The sequence below is a fragment of the Lysinibacillus sp. GJ-1 genome, from assembly GCF_021166035.1.
In the GTDB taxonomy this organism is placed as follows: Bacteria; Bacillota; Bacilli; order Bacillales_A; family Planococcaceae; genus Lysinibacillus; species Lysinibacillus sphaericus.
Genome location: NZ_CP088912.1, coordinates 2,296,277 through 2,316,158, shown reverse-complemented (window position 1 = coordinate 2,316,158; position 19,882 = coordinate 2,296,277). Strand labels below are relative to the sequence as shown.

18 protein-coding genes and 1 other annotated feature are annotated in these 19,882 nt (G+C 37.0%); of the genes, 15 read left to right on the top strand and 3 right to left on the bottom strand.

Going from position 1 to position 19,882, the window contains the following annotated elements; translation table 11 throughout:
- The first annotated feature begins 129 nt into the window (after window positions 1–129).
- The 12 genes from LO754_RS11015 to recQ all read left to right on the top strand — a co-directional run bounded on the left by LO754_RS11015 (window position 130) and on the right by recQ (window position 13,724).
- Window positions 130–426 (top strand): chorismate mutase, encoded by a 297-nt coding sequence (locus LO754_RS11015; protein WP_024361673.1) that lies wholly within the window; start codon window positions 130–132, stop codon window positions 424–426.
- Window positions 423–1,034 carry an aminodeoxychorismate/anthranilate synthase component II gene (locus LO754_RS11010; protein WP_231786253.1) on the top strand — a complete coding sequence of 204 codons (612 nt, stop codon included), beginning with the start codon at window positions 423–425 and terminating at the stop codon, window positions 1,032–1,034. Before LO754_RS11015 ends, LO754_RS11010 begins: the two co-directional genes overlap by 4 nt.
- Entirely contained in the window at window positions 1,015–2,475 is a 1,461-nt protein-coding gene (pabB, locus tag LO754_RS11005) for an aminodeoxychorismate synthase component I (protein WP_231786252.1), read from the top strand. Before LO754_RS11010 ends, pabB begins: the two co-directional genes overlap by 20 nt.
- Window positions 2,465–3,367: a prephenate dehydrogenase dimerization domain-containing protein gene (locus LO754_RS11000; protein ID WP_231786251.1), complete on the top strand. Its 903-nt coding sequence runs from the start codon at window positions 2,465–2,467 to the stop codon at window positions 3,365–3,367. The genes pabB and LO754_RS11000 overlap by 11 nt, the downstream gene beginning before the upstream one ends.
- 30 nt (window positions 3,368–3,397) lie before the next feature.
- Window positions 3,398–4,621 (top strand): MFS transporter, encoded by a 1,224-nt coding sequence (locus LO754_RS10995; protein WP_231786250.1) that lies wholly within the window; start codon window positions 3,398–3,400, stop codon window positions 4,619–4,621.
- Window positions 4,605–4,925, top strand: a complete 321-nt coding sequence (locus LO754_RS10990; protein ID WP_231786249.1) for an MFS transporter — start codon at window positions 4,605–4,607, stop codon at window positions 4,923–4,925. The genes LO754_RS10995 and LO754_RS10990 overlap by 17 nt, the downstream gene beginning before the upstream one ends.
- Before the next feature lie 108 nt (window positions 4,926–5,033).
- Complete coding sequence (locus LO754_RS10985) at window positions 5,034–6,494, top strand: pyridoxal phosphate-dependent decarboxylase family protein (protein ID WP_025219533.1); 1,461 nt, start codon at window positions 5,034–5,036, stop codon at window positions 6,492–6,494.
- A 286-nt stretch (window positions 6,495–6,780) separates the two neighbouring features.
- Entirely contained in the window at window positions 6,781–7,095 is a 315-nt protein-coding gene (locus LO754_RS10980; RefSeq protein ID WP_025219532.1) for a hypothetical protein, read from the top strand.
- A gap of 164 nt (window positions 7,096–7,259) precedes the next feature.
- Window positions 7,260–7,477: a binding site (T-box leader), on the top strand.
- Between the two features lie 35 nt (window positions 7,478–7,512).
- Window positions 7,513–9,192: an arginine--tRNA ligase gene (gene argS / locus LO754_RS10975; RefSeq protein ID WP_231786248.1), complete on the top strand. Its 1,680-nt coding sequence runs from the start codon at window positions 7,513–7,515 to the stop codon at window positions 9,190–9,192.
- Between the two features lie 188 nt (window positions 9,193–9,380).
- On the top strand, window positions 9,381–10,562 hold the full coding sequence (locus LO754_RS10970) for an MFS transporter (RefSeq protein ID WP_024361681.1): 1,182 nt from the start codon (window positions 9,381–9,383) through the stop codon (window positions 10,560–10,562).
- A gap of 286 nt (window positions 10,563–10,848) precedes the next feature.
- Entirely contained in the window at window positions 10,849–11,952 is a 1,104-nt protein-coding gene (locus LO754_RS10965) for a TcaA NTF2-like domain-containing protein (protein ID WP_231786247.1), read from the top strand.
- A gap of 8 nt (window positions 11,953–11,960) precedes the next feature.
- The gene (recQ, locus tag LO754_RS10960) at window positions 11,961–13,724 is read left to right on the top strand and encodes a DNA helicase RecQ (protein ID WP_024361683.1); all 1,764 of its coding nucleotides are present in this window, start codon (window positions 11,961–11,963) and stop codon (window positions 13,722–13,724) included.
- Window positions 13,725–13,803: 79 nt separating this feature from the next.
- On the opposite strand, the gene msrA is transcribed toward recQ, so the two are convergent.
- On the bottom strand, window positions 13,804–14,325 hold the full coding sequence (gene msrA / locus LO754_RS10955) for a peptide-methionine (S)-S-oxide reductase MsrA (RefSeq protein WP_108030327.1): 522 nt from the start codon (window positions 14,323–14,325) through the stop codon (window positions 13,804–13,806).
- 174 nt (window positions 14,326–14,499) lie between these two features.
- Between msrA and LO754_RS10950 the strand changes: the two genes are divergently transcribed.
- Both LO754_RS10950 and LO754_RS10945 read left to right on the top strand, forming a co-directional pair.
- Window positions 14,500–15,450: an LCP family protein gene (locus tag LO754_RS10950; protein WP_231786246.1), complete on the top strand. Its 951-nt coding sequence runs from the start codon at window positions 14,500–14,502 to the stop codon at window positions 15,448–15,450.
- Window positions 15,451–15,513: 63 nt separating this feature from the next.
- Complete coding sequence (locus LO754_RS10945) at window positions 15,514–16,713, top strand: AI-2E family transporter (protein WP_024361686.1); 1,200 nt, start codon at window positions 15,514–15,516, stop codon at window positions 16,711–16,713.
- Between the two features lie 98 nt (window positions 16,714–16,811).
- On the opposite strand, the gene LO754_RS10940 is transcribed toward LO754_RS10945, so the two are convergent.
- Complete coding sequence (locus LO754_RS10940; protein WP_024361687.1) at window positions 16,812–17,978, bottom strand: aminotransferase class I/II-fold pyridoxal phosphate-dependent enzyme; 1,167 nt, start codon at window positions 17,976–17,978, stop codon at window positions 16,812–16,814.
- A gap of 245 nt (window positions 17,979–18,223) precedes the next feature.
- Here LO754_RS10940 and LO754_RS10935 point away from each other — a divergent pair, with 245 nt between their 5' ends.
- Entirely contained in the window at window positions 18,224–19,036 is an 813-nt protein-coding gene (locus tag LO754_RS10935) for a hypothetical protein (RefSeq protein WP_231786245.1), read from the top strand.
- A gap of 45 nt (window positions 19,037–19,081) precedes the next feature.
- Here the strand turns inward: LO754_RS10935 and LO754_RS10930 are convergent, their stop codons facing one another.
- The gene (locus tag LO754_RS10930; RefSeq protein WP_025219523.1) at window positions 19,082–19,876 is read right to left on the bottom strand and encodes an enoyl-CoA hydratase/isomerase family protein; all 795 of its coding nucleotides are present in this window, start codon (window positions 19,874–19,876) and stop codon (window positions 19,082–19,084) included.
- Between the last annotated feature and the right edge of the window lie 6 nt (window positions 19,877–19,882).

Genomic DNA, 19,882 nt, shown 5'->3' with positions numbered 1-19,882 from the left:
GTTCTCAATTTCAGATATTTGTCTACTATTTGCTATCACGCTATATCAAAGGCATTTTAAACAGATGCTCATTTTTAGCTAGAAATTTGTAGTAACGAAATTATTTCACTAGAGAAGGAGGATTAAATAATGAAAGAAGAGTTACTTGAAGAGTGGAGAGCAGAAATCGATACGATCAACACTAAAATTGTTGCACTGTTATCGGAAAGAATGGAAGTATGCACAGAAATAGCAAAATATAAATACAAATACAATGTGAATATGATGCAGCCAAAAAGGATTGAAGAAGTATTAAAGAAAACAAGCATCGTAGCAAAAGAAAACAATTTAAACCCAAAATATATTGAGGATGTATTTAAAATTATTATTAATGAAACGTGTGCGGTTGAAGATAAGTTAATCAAAGGAATGAAAGCAAACCAATGAAAACACTAATAATAGACAATTATGATTCTTTTACTAATAATATTGCCCAATATGTTTATAGAGTAACGAATGTTTCTCCTGTTGTCGTAACGAATGATTATCCTTTTCATAAAATTAATCTATCGGAATTTAATAATATCATTCTATCTCCTGGACCTGGAACGCCAGAAAAGGATGAAGATTTTGGTATATGTAAACGGATTATTAAAGAAGTGAATATGCCTATTTTAGGTATTTGTTTAGGGCATCAAGGGATTAATCATTGTTTTGGTGGCGAGGTTGGCAAAGCTCCAAAACCAGTTCATGGTTACAAAGAGCTTATTGTCAATAGTGGTGACAATCTATTTAAAGGCTTGCCAAATAGTTTTTTTGCAGTTAGATATCACTCTTTAATCTGTACTAAACTTGCGCCTTCCCTTGAAGCAACTGCTTATACTCAAGATGGTTTAATTATGGCGATTGCCCATAAAGAGTTACCTATTTATGGCGTCCAATTTCATCCTGAGTCCATTGATTCGGAGTTTGGCGTTGAATTAATTAAAAATTTTATTGATATTTCTGCGGAAAAATCCTACGGGGGGACATTACATGTACGAGATTTCGCTTAAAGAAAAGCTAGAGGGTGTAGGGTGCCCAATGCTTGTGGCGCCAAAGAATATTGAAATAGAGTGGGCGTCTTCTCCTATCGATATCTATGAAAAATTATTTTATGGTTCAAAAGATAGTTTTTGGTTAGATGGAGAGTTATCAAGTGAGTTTGGCAGCCGGTTTTCGATTATGGGAAATTGTGATATAGATGCTGCAATTTCCTTCATGTATTATGTTCAAGATTCAAGGTTGGATATAACTGGCTCTAAAGGACAAGAGTCGGTTTATGGAGATTTTTACGAAGTTATGGACTGCATATTTTCTTTAATAACCAATGAAATGCCTAAAGAGGTGTTACATCCATTTAATGGAGGAGTCATTGGCTATTTAGGATACGAGTTAAAAGCACTTCGAGGGATACCGAATAAACATAGTTCAGATTTGCCAGATGCTGTTCTTTATTTACCTAAAAATATCGTAGTGTTTGATCATCGAGATCAGAAGCGTTATGTGTGCAACTTGTGGGGTGAAATTTTAACTGTATCAGAAGCTCTACTGCAGAAAAGTGAAGAGTCTATACAAAGAAAAACGGTCCAATTTTTAATACCTCCAACAGAAGATGAGATTGACTTAGAGATATCGAGTGATGACTACAAGGACAAGATAAAACAGTGTCAAACATATATTACTGAAGGTGAATCTTACGAAATATGTTTAACAAACCGTGCTTCCCTGCCTTATAGCTTTGATCCATTGCTGCTATATAAAGAAATGAGACTTTTGAGCCCGGTAAGGTATAGCGCTTTTTTCAATACCGAACGTTTTTCAATCGTAAGTTCTTCTCCAGAAATGTTTATAAGCATTGACGAAAACGGAAAAATGGCATCGAAACCTATTAAGGGAACTAGAGCAAGAGGGACTACTGAAGAACAAGATCGTTTGGAGAAAGAAAGTTTAATGACTTCCTCAAAGGATAGAGCAGAGAATTTAATGATTGTCGACTTAGTAAGGCATGATTTTAATGAAGTTTGCCATCCTGATACGGTGAGTGTACCAGAAGCTTTTGTTGTAGAAACCTATTCATCTGTACATCAGTTAGTTTCCACAGTCGTTGGCGAATTAAATTGGGATAATGGTATTTTTAAATCGATAGGTAAATGCTTCCCTGGGGGTTCAATGACTGGAGCACCAAAACTAAGAACGATGAGAATAATAGATGAATTGGAAGAGTCTCCTCGAGGGATCTATTCTGGATCTATTGGTTGGATTGGCTTTAATGGTTATACAGATTTGAGTATTGTTATTAGAACGGTCGTCATTAAAGATCAAATTGCAACTTTTGGCGTAGGAGGAGCTATTATAGAGGCTTCAGATGCAGAGGAAGAGTTCCGTGAAACATTAATTAAGGCAAGTGTTCCGTTTCAAAGTATAAGGAGGGTTCAAAAGCACAATGAAACATGAGACAATAATAGTATTGGGGGGAAATGGGTTAATTGGGCAATTTTTATCATCATTATTAATGAAGTCAGGGCATCATCTAGTCATTATAGACAAAGAGCCGTGTGAAGGAGATTCCTTAAGAGCTGCGTGTGGCAATCTTTACTCGAACCTAGAAATTATCGTATCTGATGTACTATCTGATGATATAAATGATCTTTATTCTTCGGGGGATGCAATTATTTTTGCATTACCCGAATCCTCCTGTTTAGATGTATTAGCATCAAAAGCTCATTTAATGAAGAAAGAAGTAAAAATCATTAATACATGTTCTATACAAAGCTCTTTTTTCAAGCATGGTAAAACCTTTTTACCGAATAACCCTATGGTAGGGATTAATTTTATGTTTTCACCTACTTTGCCTTATCAAGGAAGAGCGGTAGCAATTGTAAAAGAGGAAGAGTCAGAGGCATATACGATGATGAAAACTCTAATTGAATACAATGATATGGTAGTATTTGAGTTTGACCCGCATGGCCATGATGAGAAAGTTTCACTTGTGCAAGCACTTCCTCATATTTTAACGCTTTCATTGATTAGTGTATTAGGGGAGAAACATGATTTTTCAATAAACGAAATGATGCAGCTTTCTCCACCGCCTATGCAGATGATGTTATGCTTATCAGCCAGGCTAACACAAAATTCACCCGATGTGTATTGGGACATTCAAAAGTATAATCCTTATTCCGAGAAAATTAGAAATGATGTCATCCATTCTATAACGAATCTCAATCACATCATCGAAGAGGATTGCTTCAAAGACTTTTCTGTTTTGTTGAAAAACCATGAAGAGGTTTTAGGGGAATCTTTAAATGAGCTGAAAGAAAAGTGGAACCGATATTTTAATAGCAATTAATCTTATGCTTACAGTAAAAGGAGGCATATTATGGAAGAGAAGTCTGTAAGTCCTTTTGTCACCATTGTTAAAAGTAAACCAAAACTATTGGCGCTTTTAATCATTTTATTGCCAGTTTTGAGTGTTACAATTGATAATACGATCCTGTCATTTGCCTTACCACAGCTTACATATGCATTATCACCGAGTGCTGCTCAACAGCTCTGGATAATTGATGCTTACGCTTTAGTGCTGGCAAGTCTACTTGTTACGATGGGTGGTATTGGTGACCGTAAAGGACACAAAAAAGTACTTTTTATCGGTAGTCTTGGATTTTCGATTATATCTTTTATTGTCATTTTTTCGCAAAATGCAGGCCAAATTATTGCTGGTAGAGCGGCGCTAGGTTTTTTTGGTGCAATGATTCTACCTGCTACATTAGCCTTAATACGTTCAACTTTTCTTGACCGAGAGGAGAGAAGATTAGTAGTAGCGGCTTGGGCTACTTGCTTAACAATTGGTTCTGTACTTGGACCAATTATTGGTGGTGTATTACTTACTTTCTTTTCTTGGCACGCAATCTTTTTAATTTCAATTCCTTTTTTTATTCCTGTCATATTCTTTATTCGCAATTTTATTACCGAATCACAAGAAAAGTTAACTGGCAGAGTAGATTTCTTCAGTATTGGCATGTCTTTCATTGCCATGTTTGGTATTATGTTTGGATTAAAACAAGTTGCTACTGGTGGAGAATGGCAAGTAAGCTTACTAAGCATAGGGATTGGCGCTATTTTTGCTGTGCTGTTTGTAAAACGACAGCTTGTATTACCTAATCCTTTGTTAGATATGAGTCTGTTTAGAAATAAAAGCTTTTCGTCGCTTGTCTTTATCAATATGGTCAGCTTAGGTTCATTAATAGGATTTATCTTCTTTGCAACACAATTACTTCAAATATCTCATAGAATATCGCCATTAATTAGTAGCTTTATCCTTGTACCAGGTGAAATATTAGCGATTATTTCTGGAATAGGTATCGTTGTCATCGCGCAAAAAGTTAAGCCTAATTTTATTATTAGTGTGTCTCTTATTCTTATTGCGATTTCTTTTTTAGCCGTCTATAGTTTAACACTGACACCTCTAATTATTGGTTTAGCTTTTCTGTTCATTAGTAGTGGTGTGGGCATCATTACTACAGTATCCAATGACCTTATTATTTCATCAGTTATTCCTGAAAAAGCGGGTGGAAGCTCGTCGGTAAGTGAAACGAGCCTATGAAGTTGGCGTTGTCCTTGGTACGACGTTAATTGGGGGAGCGATTACGTGGTGGTATAGACAATCGTTTTTACTACCAGATTATCTTCAGACCAAGATTTCAGAAGGTTCGACAGATACGCTTGCAGGTACTTTAGCCGTAAGTGAGTCGTTACCCAAAGATTTATCGACTGATTTGCTCAATATTGCAAACTCTGCCTTTCTAAAGGGCGTTGAATATACGAGCTTAGCAGCCTTTTGTTTCATTTTACTTACTGCTATTTTAACTTTCTTTTTTATTAAAGAAGAGCATCCCTCTAATCATTGAAATTAGGGGGATTTTTTAGTGGAGAACGAATTATTGGTAGGGTGACCAACATTAATTGCTAAAATCATGGCACTTGCTGAACAACTTAAAATGAAGGAATGATGATATATGAATAACAATATCGATAATATAATTGAAATAGAAGAGACAATGATGAACTTTATAAGAAAATTTTTATCAGATCAGCAAAATTTGCATAGCCAAAAAGTCATTGAATTCTCAAACGACAATGTATTTCAAATATTGGATGATTTAGCGATACCAAATGAAGGTAGACCGATGTGCGACGTTCTATCTGATGCAGTAGAATTTATTTATAAATATAGAGCTAAGCTAAATCATCCTCGTTATTTTGGTTTTGTACCAGGTCCTGCATCACTTATCTCTTGGGTAGCTGATGTTGTAACCAATGCTTACAATATGCATGCAGGAAGTTGGATGTCAACACCTACGGCTAGTTATATTGAAAAGGAACTGATCGCTTGGTTAAATAATAAAATTGGTTACACCGAACAATCTGGAGGAATTTTTGTATCAGGTGGTTCGATTGCAAATATTACTGCTTTAACAGTAGCGCGCGATAACAAATTAAATGGCGACCTTGCCAAAGGAATAGCCTATATTTCCGATCAAACACACTCATCCGTAAAGAAAGGTCTTAAAATAATTGGTGTAAGCGATCGTAATATTCGAATTATTCAAACGGATAATTTTAAATTAAATACAATGATGTTGAATGAACAAATAAAAGCAGACTTATCATTAGGCTTAAAGCCATTTATAGTAATTGCGAGTGCTGGTTCCACTAATACAGGAAGTATTGATCAGATGGAAGATATTCATCGCATTTGCCAAAAGTTTAATCTTTGGATGCATGTTGATGGGGCTTATGGTGCGACTGTCCTTTTGTCAAAAAAGCATAAAAGTAAATTAAAAGGGATTGAAAAAGCTGATAGCGTCAGTTGGGATGCCCATAAATGGTTATTTCAGACGTATGGTTGTGGTATGATTTTGGTTAAAAATAAAAACTTATTATTTCATAGTTTTCATACTAACCCTGAATATTTAAGAGATGCACAAATAAATAATGAAGAAATCAATTTTTGGGACTTCGGTATGGAACTGACACGCCCAGCTAGAGCGCTAAAGCTGTGGTTCACGTTGCAAGTTCTGGGGTCGGATAAGATGGAGGAATTTATTAATCATGGTATACGTCTAGCAGAATATGCAGAAAGTGAAGTATTAAAGTACAAGGATTGGAACATTATAACGAAAGCGAACTTGGCAATCGTCAATTTTCGATTTTCACCACCGCATTTTGACGATGAAATCATAAATAAAGTGAATACAGAAATTTCGAGAAAAATGGTTAGTAGTGCTTATGCCGGTGTCTTTACGACAATTTTAAACGGCCAAGTAGTTTTAAGAATTTGTACGATTAATCCTGAAACAACCGATATGGAAATAAAGAAGACGATTGCACTTTTGGATAAGTACGCAAGAGCCATTTCTGTCAAAATGCTTTCCGATGTCAATAAAAGCAAGGAGCTACAGACTGTCAAAAATTGAAGATGCTGTCTATTTGTTTTCGTATCATTTAGATGAAAGGTATTTATTTAATATAAAAAGAACATGTTTTGAAAATCAAAATATGTTCTTTTCTTATGGCCAAACGCATATAAACACCTTATTAGCTGTAGGTATTATACTTGTAAAAGTAGGTGTATTATTTTAATAATCAAACAAATAATGTTAACATAGAAAGATGTATATAATTGGTAATATTTACTTTGGTATAATCTAGGTGTAAAACGGTTACAAGCGAAAGAATACTTTCATTATAGGAGGATGAACAATGGAGACAAAAGAACAAATATTACACTTGTTATTGCAAAAGGGCTTTAAGTTTAGATTTTATGAAGATCAAAATTTACTTTTCTATACAAAAGAGATTACGGAACCTGTATTTGTTAAATGGTTTGCTGAAGAACACTGTCATTTGCCTGACTGTGATTTAACGCATGTGTCGATTTCCCTTGAAATTACGGATAATCTCGAACGTGCGCAATATACTTTCTTTAATGGAATTGATAAACAATATATTTTTAAAGACTTACTAGAGTTTAGAGAAGTATTGGAAAAGCTACCTAATTTAATTGAATTACGCTAATGGATAATTTTTTAATGAAAGAGTGAGCTTAATGTCAGAAGGAAAAATGCTTTCTGTCTTTACTAGAAACAGTTTGACATTGTCCATCGTTTTCTACTTAAACCAACTCAACGTTGACTTGAAGGATATAATCATGTAAAATATTCCAAAATTAATTAATAATTATACATTCTGTGAAAAAGATAGTAATTCATTTTGAGCTGCTAAGCGAGTTAGGGATGGTGTGAGCCTAATGCAGATCGTTTGAATGAAACGCACTTTGGAGAAGTTTCCCGAAATACTAGTAGGGAATACCGGGGCGTCACCCCGTTATCAATTGAAAGTGGTCATAATAATGGCAACTAGAGTGGTACCACGGGAATGCAATGCTCTCGTCTCTTATTTGAGACGGGGGCTTTTTTATTTGTAGAGGAGGGAATGGATATGATAACAGAAATTGCGAAAAGTTTAGCGATCGCATTACATCATCAAGTAACAGTAGAGGACATTAAAACATTACTTGAAAAACCTAAAAATAGAGCAATGGGTGATTTTGCCTTGCCATGTTTTAAACTGTCTAAACAGCTAAGTAAATCTCCACAAACCATTGCAGTTGAAATTCAAAAAAATGTAACGTGTGAATTAATTCAATCCGTCAAGCTAGTTGGCGGATATGTCAATTTATTTTTAAATCAACCTCACATCACGCAACAAATATTAAGTAAAATGATGATAGAGCAAAAATTATATGGAACAAGTCCGATAAGTAAAGGCAATGTTGTATTCGACTTTTCTTCCCCTAATATCGCCAAGCCTTTCTCAATGGGCCATTTACGTTCAACTGTTATAGGGAATGCGCTTGCCAATTTAGCAGAGAAAAATGGTTATAAGGCTATTCGTATCAATCATTTAGGCGATTGGGGTACTCAGTTTGGAAAGTTAATTGTCGCTTATCATCTATGGGGAAACCAACAAGCAATTGAAGCAGCACCAATTAAAGAATTATTGAAAATTTATGTAAAATTTCATGAAGAAGCACAACAAGATGCAACGTTAATTGTACAAGCGCGAGCGGCATTTAAAGCGTTAGAAGATCAAGATGAAGAGGCGCTTGCTCTTTGGCAATGGTTTAGAGAGGTATCATTAGAAGAATTCAAGGGACTATATCAGCTGTTAGGTATTCAATTTGATCGTTACGAAGGAGAAGCGTTCTATAATGATAAAATGGCAACGGTTGTAAGAGAATTACAAGCAAAAGAACTACTAACACTATCAGAAGGTGCATATGTGGTTGAACTTGAGGATATGCCTCCTTGTATCATCAAGAAAACAGACGGAGCTACACTGTATGCTACGCGTGATTTAGCAGCCGCCTTTTATCGACAGCAACAGTATAATCCTGAAAAAATTTATTATGTCGTGGGCAATGAACAAACATTACATTTCCAACAGTTATTTCACGTTATTGAAAAAATGGGTTACGCTTGGGCACAAGATTTATGTCATGTGGCTTTTGGAATGATGCTTCAAGAGGGAAAAAAGATGTCAACGCGAAAAGGGAAAATGGTTCTTCTACATGATGTATTGACAGAAGCGATTGAGACTGCAAAACAAAGTATTCAACTGAAAAATCCACATTTACAAAATAAAGAAGAAGTAGCGAGGCAGGTTGGTGTAGGTGCCGTTATTTTCAATGACTTAAAAAATAATCGCATCCATGATATTGAATTTTCTATAACCGACATGATGCAGTTTGAAGGGGAAACGGGCCCATATATCCAATATACGCATGCACGCATTCACTCCATTTTAGACAAAGCAGATGGTCCACTTGAGGAAGTGTCTTTCCAACCGTTAGGACAACAGGCTTGGCAGGTCTTGTTGTTACTTGAACAATTTCCTCGCGTAATTGCGAACGCGTATGAGCAAGTTGATCCTTCCATCATAGCTAAATATGCTTTACAATTAGCTCGTGCGTTTAATAAATACTATGCAACGAATAAAATTCTAGCAAAAGATCGCTTACAAGGTTGCCGTTTAACATTATGTCATTGTGTAGCTATGATTCTAAACGAAGCATTAGCTTTATTAGGAATCGAAGCACCGAAAAATATGTGATGATACTTCTCTAAGTTTATTGTGCCAAAAGCACAAATAAAGCAGGATGCATATAAAAATAATGAAATATTGACGGTAAGCACAGAAAATGCTAAAAGAAGACTAGAAGAAATCGGATGTCTGATAACACTATTTATCAAGGACAATGACATAGTAGTCAACTTGGCATTAGAAAGGTATTCAACGTTATGAATAATAAACAATGGACAGCTTCGACAATCGTCGTTGTTGTCAGTATTTTTTTCGTCGCCCTCAATATGCGACCAGCTGTAACTAGCATAGGGCCACTATTTAATGTGTTAATGGAGTCTCTTCAAGTATCCAATACGCAAATGAGTTTATTAACATCCATTCCTGTCTTTTGTATGGGGCTTTTTGCACCAGTGGCTGTTCCGTTACAGCGACGTCTTGGTACGAAGTTTGCGATTGCGCTACTATTAACAATTATTGCGTTAGCCAATGGACTCCGATTGTTACAAGAAAGCTATGTTTTGCTTGTGGTCACTAGTTTTGCTGCTGGTCTTGCGATCGCTATTATTGGGCCTATGTTAAATGCATTTATTAAAGAAAAATTTCCTAATCGTTTCGCAACGGTAGTTGGGGTATATTCTTTTGGCATCGGGACAGGTGCAACATTAAGTGCGGCATTAACGGTATCATTTTATAATGGGTTTCATAAAGATTGGACCATTGCCCTTGGTAGCTGGGCAGTGCTGGCTGTGCTTGCTCTTATAATTTGGTTGCTTGTTATCCCAAATCAGGTAGAGCAGTCGTCTGTACAAAAGGATGAGCGAACAAAGGAAACTGTACGTAATCCGTGGAAAAGCAGCCGTGCGTGGACGATTTTACTTTATTTTGGTTTTCAAACATCGTTATTTTTCTCGATGATGTCTTGGTTAACGCCTATTTTACAAGACAAAGGCTTAACACTCGTTGCTGCTAGTTCGATGTTAACTTTTCTGTCAATCGTTCAGATGATAGGGAATATTGTTGTCCCAATCCTAATGGAAAAATGGTCAAATCGTATTCGATGGCTATTGTCATTAGGAATCATCGGTGTCAGCGGGTTTGTACTTTTATGGTTCGGGACGGGCTGGCTATTATGGATTGGCGTTTTAATTATTGGGATTGTGCTAAGTGGGTTGTTTCCTATTGGTTTATTGTTACCATTGGATGAGGCACGCACGCATGAAGAGGCAAATAGCTGGTCATCAATGGTCATGTCTGGTGGATTTATGATGAGCGCAATTATTCCTACACTAATCGGTTATTGTTATGATGTAACAGGCAACCATTCGTTTACCTTCGTTATCTTTTTGTTATTAATGTCTGGGATTATTGCTACAGCACTTGTATTAAGGAAGCAATAACTAGTATGTCTTATGGATGATGCACAAAGATAGAATGAAAAAGGCAGTAACGGCAAGCAAGTCCCCATGTCGTTACTGCCTTTGCTCGTTTAAAGAGTGCTTCTTATAACACTTCGCAAAAATGTGACAAAATGCTATGTTTCTTTAAAATAAGTAGATAAATTATTATAAATACCTTTGATTTAATTAATATAAAACAATAATTATATTATGTAAACTTGAAACAAATGACGTCGTTGTTTATGATAGTAAAGAAAGAAGTTCGATAGAAAGTATTGGTGAACAAATGCGAAAAAAGATGCTTATCGTTGGAGCGGCAACCCTCCTGTTAACAGGCTGTGGCGATCAATCCGTTGCGGAAATGTTTAACAAGGAAAAAACAGCAATTAAATCTGACAAACCCGTAGAGAAACAGGAGGAAAAGCTCATTCCAGAGGTGAAGGTTATAGGGGAGAGCGCTATTGGTGCGGGTATTATTGTGAAGAAAGACCCTTCGATGCTCTATATTGTAACAAACGGAGCGTTGGTCGCATCAAAACCTACTGCCCTTGTGCAATTTAGTAACGATAAACTTGTAGAAGCTGATGTACGCTATATATCTACTGCTTATAATATTGCTATTTTACAAGTGAAGTATCCTGCGTCCGTCAATGTTCCAACTGTTTTCAATGGCAAGTTAGATCACTTAGCAGTGTATGTCGATGGCTTACCCCACACAATTAACAGATATAGTGACAAGGTAGCTGCTTATTATATAGATGTAGACCAAGCTTTACCACCCGGTAGCCCTGTGATGGAGGCAGAAAATGGTCAAATAGTGGGCATTTATTTTAATCGACAGCAACAGGGCGTTTCACAACCATACATATTGCCACTTCAAGATATAGTACAGTTACTTGATGAATGGATTACTGACGGCATGAAGGCAAAGGACCGTTTGTCTCAATCTAAAAATTTGTATGCTTATAGTGAAGTCGGTGACAAAGAAGCGGTGCAAAAAATGCTTGAAAAATACGGGAAGAATATTTTTGCCTATAATGAGGACGAGGTAAAAATATTTATTGATACATTTCATGAGCATTTAAAGGCGGCTGTGGCGATTAATGATGCCAGTGTGATGCAGTCTGTTACTGGTGCAGAGGATTTACAGCATACGCTTGAAGATATGGTTGCTTATTATGCGTCCAAGCAAGCCAAAATCCATTTTTCTAATACGACGATTAAACGGATAGAGAAAGTAGGGCAAAATATTATTGTGCGTGCAAAAACGGAATACGTGCTGACCAATTCAGCGGGACAGGAAGCACTTGCACATTCCATCATGACCTATGAGATTTTCAAAAATGATCAAGGCGATTACAAACTAATACGCCTTACAGCAGAGGAGTGAGAAAGAGAATGGAGCAAGCAAGACAAATGCTACAGCACCACTTTGGTTACGATTCGTTTCGCACCGGACAAGCGCAAATTATTGAACAAACATTAAGTGGACAGTCGAGCCTTTGCGTGATGCCGACAGGTGGAGGAAAATCGATATGCTATCAAATTCCGGCATTAATGCTTGAGGGTTTAACGATTGTGATTTCACCGTTAATTTCCCTTATGCAAGATCAAGTCGAGTCGTTGCGAGCAGCGAATATACCGGCAGCTTATATCAATAGTACATTATCAGCACAAGAAGTGGATGAAACGATGCAGCTAGCGAGTGGAGGTTATTTGAAGCTGCTCTATATTGCACCGGAAAGATTAGAAAGTGCTACCTTTTTACAAGCATTATCACAATTATATGTACCATTGCTAGCTGTAGATGAGGCGCATTGTATTTCGCAGTGGGGACATGATTTTCGCCCCAGCTATCGCGCCATTCAAAAACTGTTTACATTATGGGCTCAACAACCGACTGTGCTTGCCTTAACTGCTACAGCAACTCCTGCCGTCTGTGAGGATATCCGTCAATTATTATCGATTGACGAAAAGGCAACACTCATTACAGGCTTTGAACGTGAAAACTTAGCTTTTACGGTGTTAATCGGTGAAAATAAAGAGCGCTATATTAAAAATTATATTGAAAAAAATAAATCGGAAGTCGGCATTATTTATGCGGCGACACGTAAATCAGTCGACGCATTGTATGACTTACTGACACGTGCGGGTGTGTCGGTCGCAAAATATCATGCAGGACTGTCAGAGAACTTGCGTATGGCTGAACAAGAACGATTTTTAAAAGATGAGGCGCGCATTATGATTGCAACCAATGCGTTTGGTATGGGAATAGATAAAAGTAATGTTCGCTTTGTCATTCATTATCAAATGCCACGTAATATGGAAAGTTATTATCAAGAAGCGGGACGCGCAGGGCGTGATGGCCTGCCAAGTGCTTGTATTTTGCTCTACGCTTCAGGGGATGTACAAACACAACGTTTTTTAATTGAGCAGACACGTGATGAAGCGCGTATCGCACAGGAATTAGAAAAATTACAAACGATGGTCGATTACTGTCATACAGAGGGCTGCCTACAAAATGCGATACTAACATATTTCGGTGAACAGGCAGGTGCACCATGTAAACGTTGCAGTAATTGTCAAGATAACCGCGAAGTAAAAGATGTCACGGAAGACGCACAAAAGGTATTAGCTTGTGTTGTAAGAATGGGACAAAAATTTGGCAAAACAATGGTCGCGCAAGTATTAATTGGCTCCAAAAATCAAAAAGTCCTTGAATTTGGATTTTCTAGACTTTCAACCTATGGCATTTTAAAAGGGCAATCTTCGAAGGAGGTTTCTAACTTTATCGAATTTTTAATTGCGGAAGGATTATTAGCTGTTAAGCATGGCACATTTCCAACGATTTACGTATCGGAGGAAGGGAAATCTGTTTTGTTAGGCAAGCGAACAGTTATGCGAAAACAAGCCGTGACAGTTCGACTACTTGCAGACAATGATCCATTATTTGAACACTTACGCATATTACGCAAAGAGATTGCCGATGAAGAAAAGGTACCACCATTCGTCGTGTTCTCTGATAAAACATTGCGTGAATTATGCGATAAAAAGCCTTCAGAGCTGGAAGGGCTCAGACAAGTGAGTGGTATTGGTGAAGTGAAATTCGAGAAGTATGGCAAGCGTTTCTTTGATGCAATGCAGTCATTTAGCTTAAAGTAATGAGAAAAGAATCCATCTAGTGTTTTTCACACGATGGATTCTTTTTGTCTGATTTAGGAAACTGTATTTTGAGAATCTATTATTTTTTCCAATGTTGCGCAATAAATTCATCACGTCCTGATACTGCTCGATCTTGTTTATAATGGTCTGGTTCTTTTTTGTAATAGTCTTGATGGTAATCTTCTGCTGGATAAAAGTGTTGAGCATCACGAATTGTGGTTACAATAGGTTTATCGAAGCGCCCGCTATTTGCAAGCTTTTCTTTTGATGCCTGCGCAATTCTTTTTTGTTCTTCGGAATAAGTAAAAATGGCCGTTGCATAGGATTCGCCTCTGTCGTGAAACTGACCGAAGGCATCTGTAGGGTCGATTTGCATCCAATAAATATCAAGTAACTGTTCATAACTAAAAATAGAGGAATCAAATTCAATTTCGACTACTTCTAAATGGCCTGAGTTGCCTTTTTTAACGTCTTCATATGTTGGATTTTCTAAATGGCCACCCATATAGCCAGATGTAACCTTATGTATGCCGTCCCATTCTACAAATGGCTTCACCATACACCAAAAACAGCCGCCTGCAAACGTCGCTTTTTCAATCATATTCATCATCCTTTCTTTTGTGAAAATATTATAGCATTATTTTGTTCATTACTGGCAAATAGGGTGTAAAATAACGAATAGATAGATGCTGATGAGGATAGTAGGAGAAAAATGAAACTTTCCTTACTTTCAATCGTTACATTAACTATAAAAAAATAGAGGAGTTATTTTGTTATGGAAGAGCAAGACTATACAAGACGCTCGCAACGTCCTAAGAAACGTCGATTGCGTAAAGGGAGAGCACTGTTTACGTTCTTATTACTCTGTGTCATTGTCATTGCTGGATACAGCATTATGCAATATCGAAGTGGCTTGCAATTAGCTACAGACACGTTGGTACCCCAAGAAGACTTTAGTGGAGACGAAGTAAAGGACGATATTGAGAACTATTTATTATTAGGAATCGATACACGCGGTGAAGAGAAATCGCGAACAGATACAATGATGGTATTATCTTGGAATAAGAAAACAAACGATGTGAAACTCGTATCATTTATGCGGGATATTTATGCAGACATTCCAGGCTATCAATCCTATAAACTAAACACGGCGTATTATTTAGGTGGTGTTCAACTGTTAAAAGACACATTAAGTAATATGTTTGGTTTACCAATTCATCATTACGCACTTGTCGATTTTAAAAATTTTGAATCACTTGTAGACATTTTAGCACCTAATGGTGTGGAAATGGATGTAGAAAAGGATATGTCTGAAAAAATTGGTGTTACCCTTACAAAAGGTACGCATAATCTAAATGGACAGGAATTGCTTGGCTATGCAAGATTCCGCCATGATGCTGAAGGAGATTTTGGGCGTGTTGCTCGTCAGCAAAAAGTAATTGAAGCATTAAAAAATGAACTATTAGCACCGCAAAATCTATTGAATTTACCTAAATTCATCGGTGCCGCACAAGGCTATGTGACGACTGATTATTCGTCAGCAGGAGAAATCCAACAAGTTTTAAAAATGGTGTCTAAAGGGAAAGTATCGATAGAGAAAGCGACAATACCCATTGAAGGTAGCTATGATTTTCAAAACTTTAGCCATGCAGGATCTGCTATTGTGATTGATGAAAAGGCAAACAAAGCTTTTTTAAGTAAATTTTTAGGAATTTCCTTGGAGTGATACTTCGCAAAAGCTAACATTATCCTGTAAAATATAGGTGAGCATTCGGATTGGGGTGAGTAGATGAGTGAAAAAAGACCGAAGGAGCATTCAAACTTCTTTTCGACGAAGTTTATCCGCTTTTTAGGTGGTAAAAATTTATTATTTACGTTAATTATTTTATTATTACTCGCATGTGTAATTTACATGTTTGGAAAAGTTTCCTTTATATTTACCCCGCTACAAGTATTATTTGAGGTTGTTATTTTACCAGGGGTACTAGCCGTAATCGGGTATTATTTATTACGACCATTATTAGGAATACTTGAAAAGTGGCGTATCCCAAGAATTTGGGGCATTTTAATTTTATATATTGGTGTAGTGGGCGTCATTACTTTACTTGTCGTGCTGGTCTATCCATTTTTACGAGATCAATTTACGAATTTAGCGCAGGAATTCCCTGTCTATTTTATGGCCCTAACACAAAATATAGTGGAATACTTAAATAACTCACGTGTTAATGAGTATTTAGCCAATATGGATTTTAATTATGAAAAAGTCGTGATGAATTTTACAACAGATATTATTGAAACAGTAAAAGATACAGCGGCCAATTTAGCACAAGGTGTTGCAACAGGAATAACAGGTTTTCTTTCAACCTTAACAGGCATTATTTTATCGCTTGTTACGGTACCATTTATATTATTTTATTTATTAAAAGATGGCGAGAAATTACCGAAATTTGTTATGAAAATATGTCCGCCTCGCATGCGTCCAGGTTTACATGATGTTTTACATGATATGGACAAGCAAATTAGTTCTTACATACAAGGGCAAATTTTAGTGTCAATGTGTATTGGGGCAATGGTCACAATTGGCTTCTTAATTATCGGCATGAAGTATGCATTGCTACTTGGTTTTTTAGCTATGATAACAAGTGTGGTCCCTTATTTAGGACCAGTCATTGCAATTACACCAGCAGCTATTATTGCGCTTGTTAATTCGCCATTTATGCTTGTTAAACTAGCCATCGTCTGGACGATAGTACAGTTAATAGAAGGGAAGTTCATTTCGCCACAAATTATGGGGAAATCTTTGAGCATCCATCCCATTTCGATTATTTTCGTATTGCTAACAGCAGGTTCATTATTTGGTGTACCAGGTGTAATTTTAGGGATTCCAGGCTATGCGATTTTAAAAGTACTTGTCACACATTTATTTAAGCTATTTAAGCAACGATATAATCGCTACGAAGATGAAGTAGTACAAAAATATGATGTGTAACCAAAAACAGCTACTGCGAGCATTCAGTAGCTGTTTTTTTAATGGTATAAACAAAGCATGTAATAAGGATGCCCCCTGTTCACATGCTTTGTTAAATGTTAGGAGATGGAAACGTTTTTTAGACGATCTACTGCTTCTTGTAAAACCTCTTTTGGCTGAACAAGTGCTAGTCGTAGGTAGCCTTGTCCTGCAGTGCCAAACACTGTTCCCGGTACTGTTACAACACCAATTTGTTCAATTAGCTTAAATGCTAAATCTGTACAGTCAATATCGTACGGATATTTTGCCCACACGAACATACCACCATCTGAAGGGGCTGCATCCCAACCAAGCTCACGTAAGCCATTCATTAACGTTTTGTGACGTACTGAGAATGTTGCACGTAAGTTCTCTGTAATTTCTTCCGCGTGGTCTAAAGCAACTACCGCTGCATCTTGAATTGGTTCAAAAATACCGAAGTCTAAATTCGATTTAAGTTGTTTTAAGACAGCAATCATGTCAGCATTACCAGCAATATAGGCAATTCGTGTTCCAGCTAGGCTGAAGCTTTTTGATAAAGAATTGATCTCCATCCCTACTTCTTTTGCACCTGGTGCCGCTAAAAAGCTTATCGGACCGTCACCAGTAAAGTAAAACTCTGAATACGCCGCATCATGAAGCACAATCACGTTATATTTTTTAGCAAAAGCAATGACCTTTTCGAAATAGGCAAGAGAAGGCATAGCTGGTACAGGATTACCTGGTAGATTTAAGATAAGTAGCTTTGCCTTTTGTGCAACTTCTTCTGGCACTGCATCTAAATCAGGCAAATAATCGTTTTCTGCTGTTTGCGGCATATAGTAGGGTGTAGCACCCGCTAGATGAATGCCTGCATCGTAAGCGACGTAAGCTGGATTTGTTGAGAGAACGATGTCTCCTGGATCACAAAAGGCGATTGGTAAATGAACTAAGCCTTCTTGAGAGCCGATTGTTTGAATGATTTCAGTTGTAGGGTCTAAATCGACATTGCTACGACGTTTATAATAACGGCTAACTGCATCATAAAAACGTTGTGTGCCAGTTAATGTGTAGCCATATGATTCTGCCAAGCCCGCTCTGTATGATAAATGCTCACGGATTTTTGCATGTGGTGGAAGGTCAGGGCTCCCTAAACTTAAATCGATTAAAGACATACCTTTTGCTTGTTGTTGTTTAGCAAAGTGCTTTAAATCTCCGAAAATTGCTGGGGTAAATAGAGACATTTTTTTTGATGGTACGATTTTCAAACTAGTACACTCCTTATAGTTGTATAACAGAATAGTAGTACACATTTTATCATACTAAAGCACAGAAAGGGGAAGTTATTCTGAAAAAAGAATATATTCTTGTAATGGAGAAGATGCTTGCATAGGCTAGCGGAAAAAATTAAGCTTAAATGAATGTTTTTGCACAAAATAATTACGGGTAACGATGTTAAATGATAGTAGCGATACATTTCTGCTATTATTAAGCAAGGAGGGTGGTTTTTTAGATGAAGGTATGTTCTTTAAGTGGACCAAGTGGAACAGGAAAAAGTACAAGCGCGCTCGTTTTTGCACATAAAATAGGAGTGGAAGCCATTATCGATGACGGTTTACTCATTGTCAATGGCGTGAAAGTAGCAGGGATTTCTGCGAAGTTTGAAAAAAATACGATAACTGCTGTTCGACGCGCGATTTTTTCAGAAGAAGCGCATCGTGAAGAAGTCGTCAAAGCTCTTGATACATATCATGTTCAATCTATATTACTGATTGGTACGTCTGATAAAATGACCAATAATATTGCCAAGCGCTTGGAACTAGGGCCTATTGAGACGTATTATTATGTTGAGGATATTCGCTCTCAAAAGGAAATCCAAAAGGCGCGATTTATTCGCCAAACGCAAGGAAAACATGTTATGCCAATACCGTACCGACAAGTAGAGCAAAATTTCTTTAAACGACTGGTGCAAAAAGGGAAGGAAATTTTCACACCTAAACGTGAAAAAATCGGTGAAACAACCATTGTGCGTCCTGACTTCCAACAGGAATATATTGAAATAGAGAAGCAAGTCTATGTGCAATTACTAACCTATATTTGTAAACAGCAAGATATTGTGCAAAAAGTAGAACAAATACAGTTTAGCCTTGGAGAGCAGGCAAAGGTCATCATTTTTTTGCAATTAAAGATGCCGATAGATTATTCATTACCTCGCCGCTTATATCAGTTACAAGAAGACGTACAACATTCTTTTTACCAGCATTTTGGCTACGAACTAGATGCTATCAATGTTCAAGTGCACTCTGTTGTACAAAAACGAAAATAAAAAACAGGTACTCTAGTCGCAATAGGGCGAGTGAGTACCTGTTTTCTATTTTGATGCGCGTGTAAATTGAGGTTGACGCTTTTCAACAAAGGCACGACAGCCTTCTGTAAAATCACTGCCTACAAATGGTGTAGAACCTTGCCATAATGTTGGTACACTATCGACACATTCTTGTACAGATTGCTTTACAGCAAGTAAAGATTCTGGAGACATACCGGCTACCAGCTTGCCCATTCGAATCATAAATTTATTTAAATCTTTCTCAGTTACTAAATAGTTCAGCATACCCAGTTTAAAGGCTTCATCGGCTTTAAACATACGACCTGTAAATACCAAATCTTTCGTTGTAGATGGGCCAACAAGTTGAACAAGACGCTGGGCAAATTTATTGTTTAATGTGATGCCCAATTTGCCTACAGGAATGCCTAATTTTGCTTTTTCAGAGCCAATGCGAATATCACATGCTAAAGCAAGTTCTAACCCTGCTCCCATTGCAGGACCGTTAATAACACCAATTGTTGGAATCGGCAAACGTTCAATCGTTGATATTGTTTTTTCCATATGTAGAAAAGCTTCTTCTGCCTTTTCTAAAGAAATAGCGTTGAATTCTTTAATATCAGAGCCTGCTGTAAAATTCTCACCAGATCCTCGTAAAATGAGCACTTTATTTTTAGGATTATCTAACACTTTTAGTGCAATTTTAGCTAATTCATCCCACATATTTGCGGTAAGCGCATTTTTCGCCTGTGGTCGATGGATCGTAATAATTGCGAGTCCAGCCGTTTCTTGATAAATAATTTTCGCATCCTCAGCCTCAAGACGAGTTGTTCTTACTTGCATAATTGA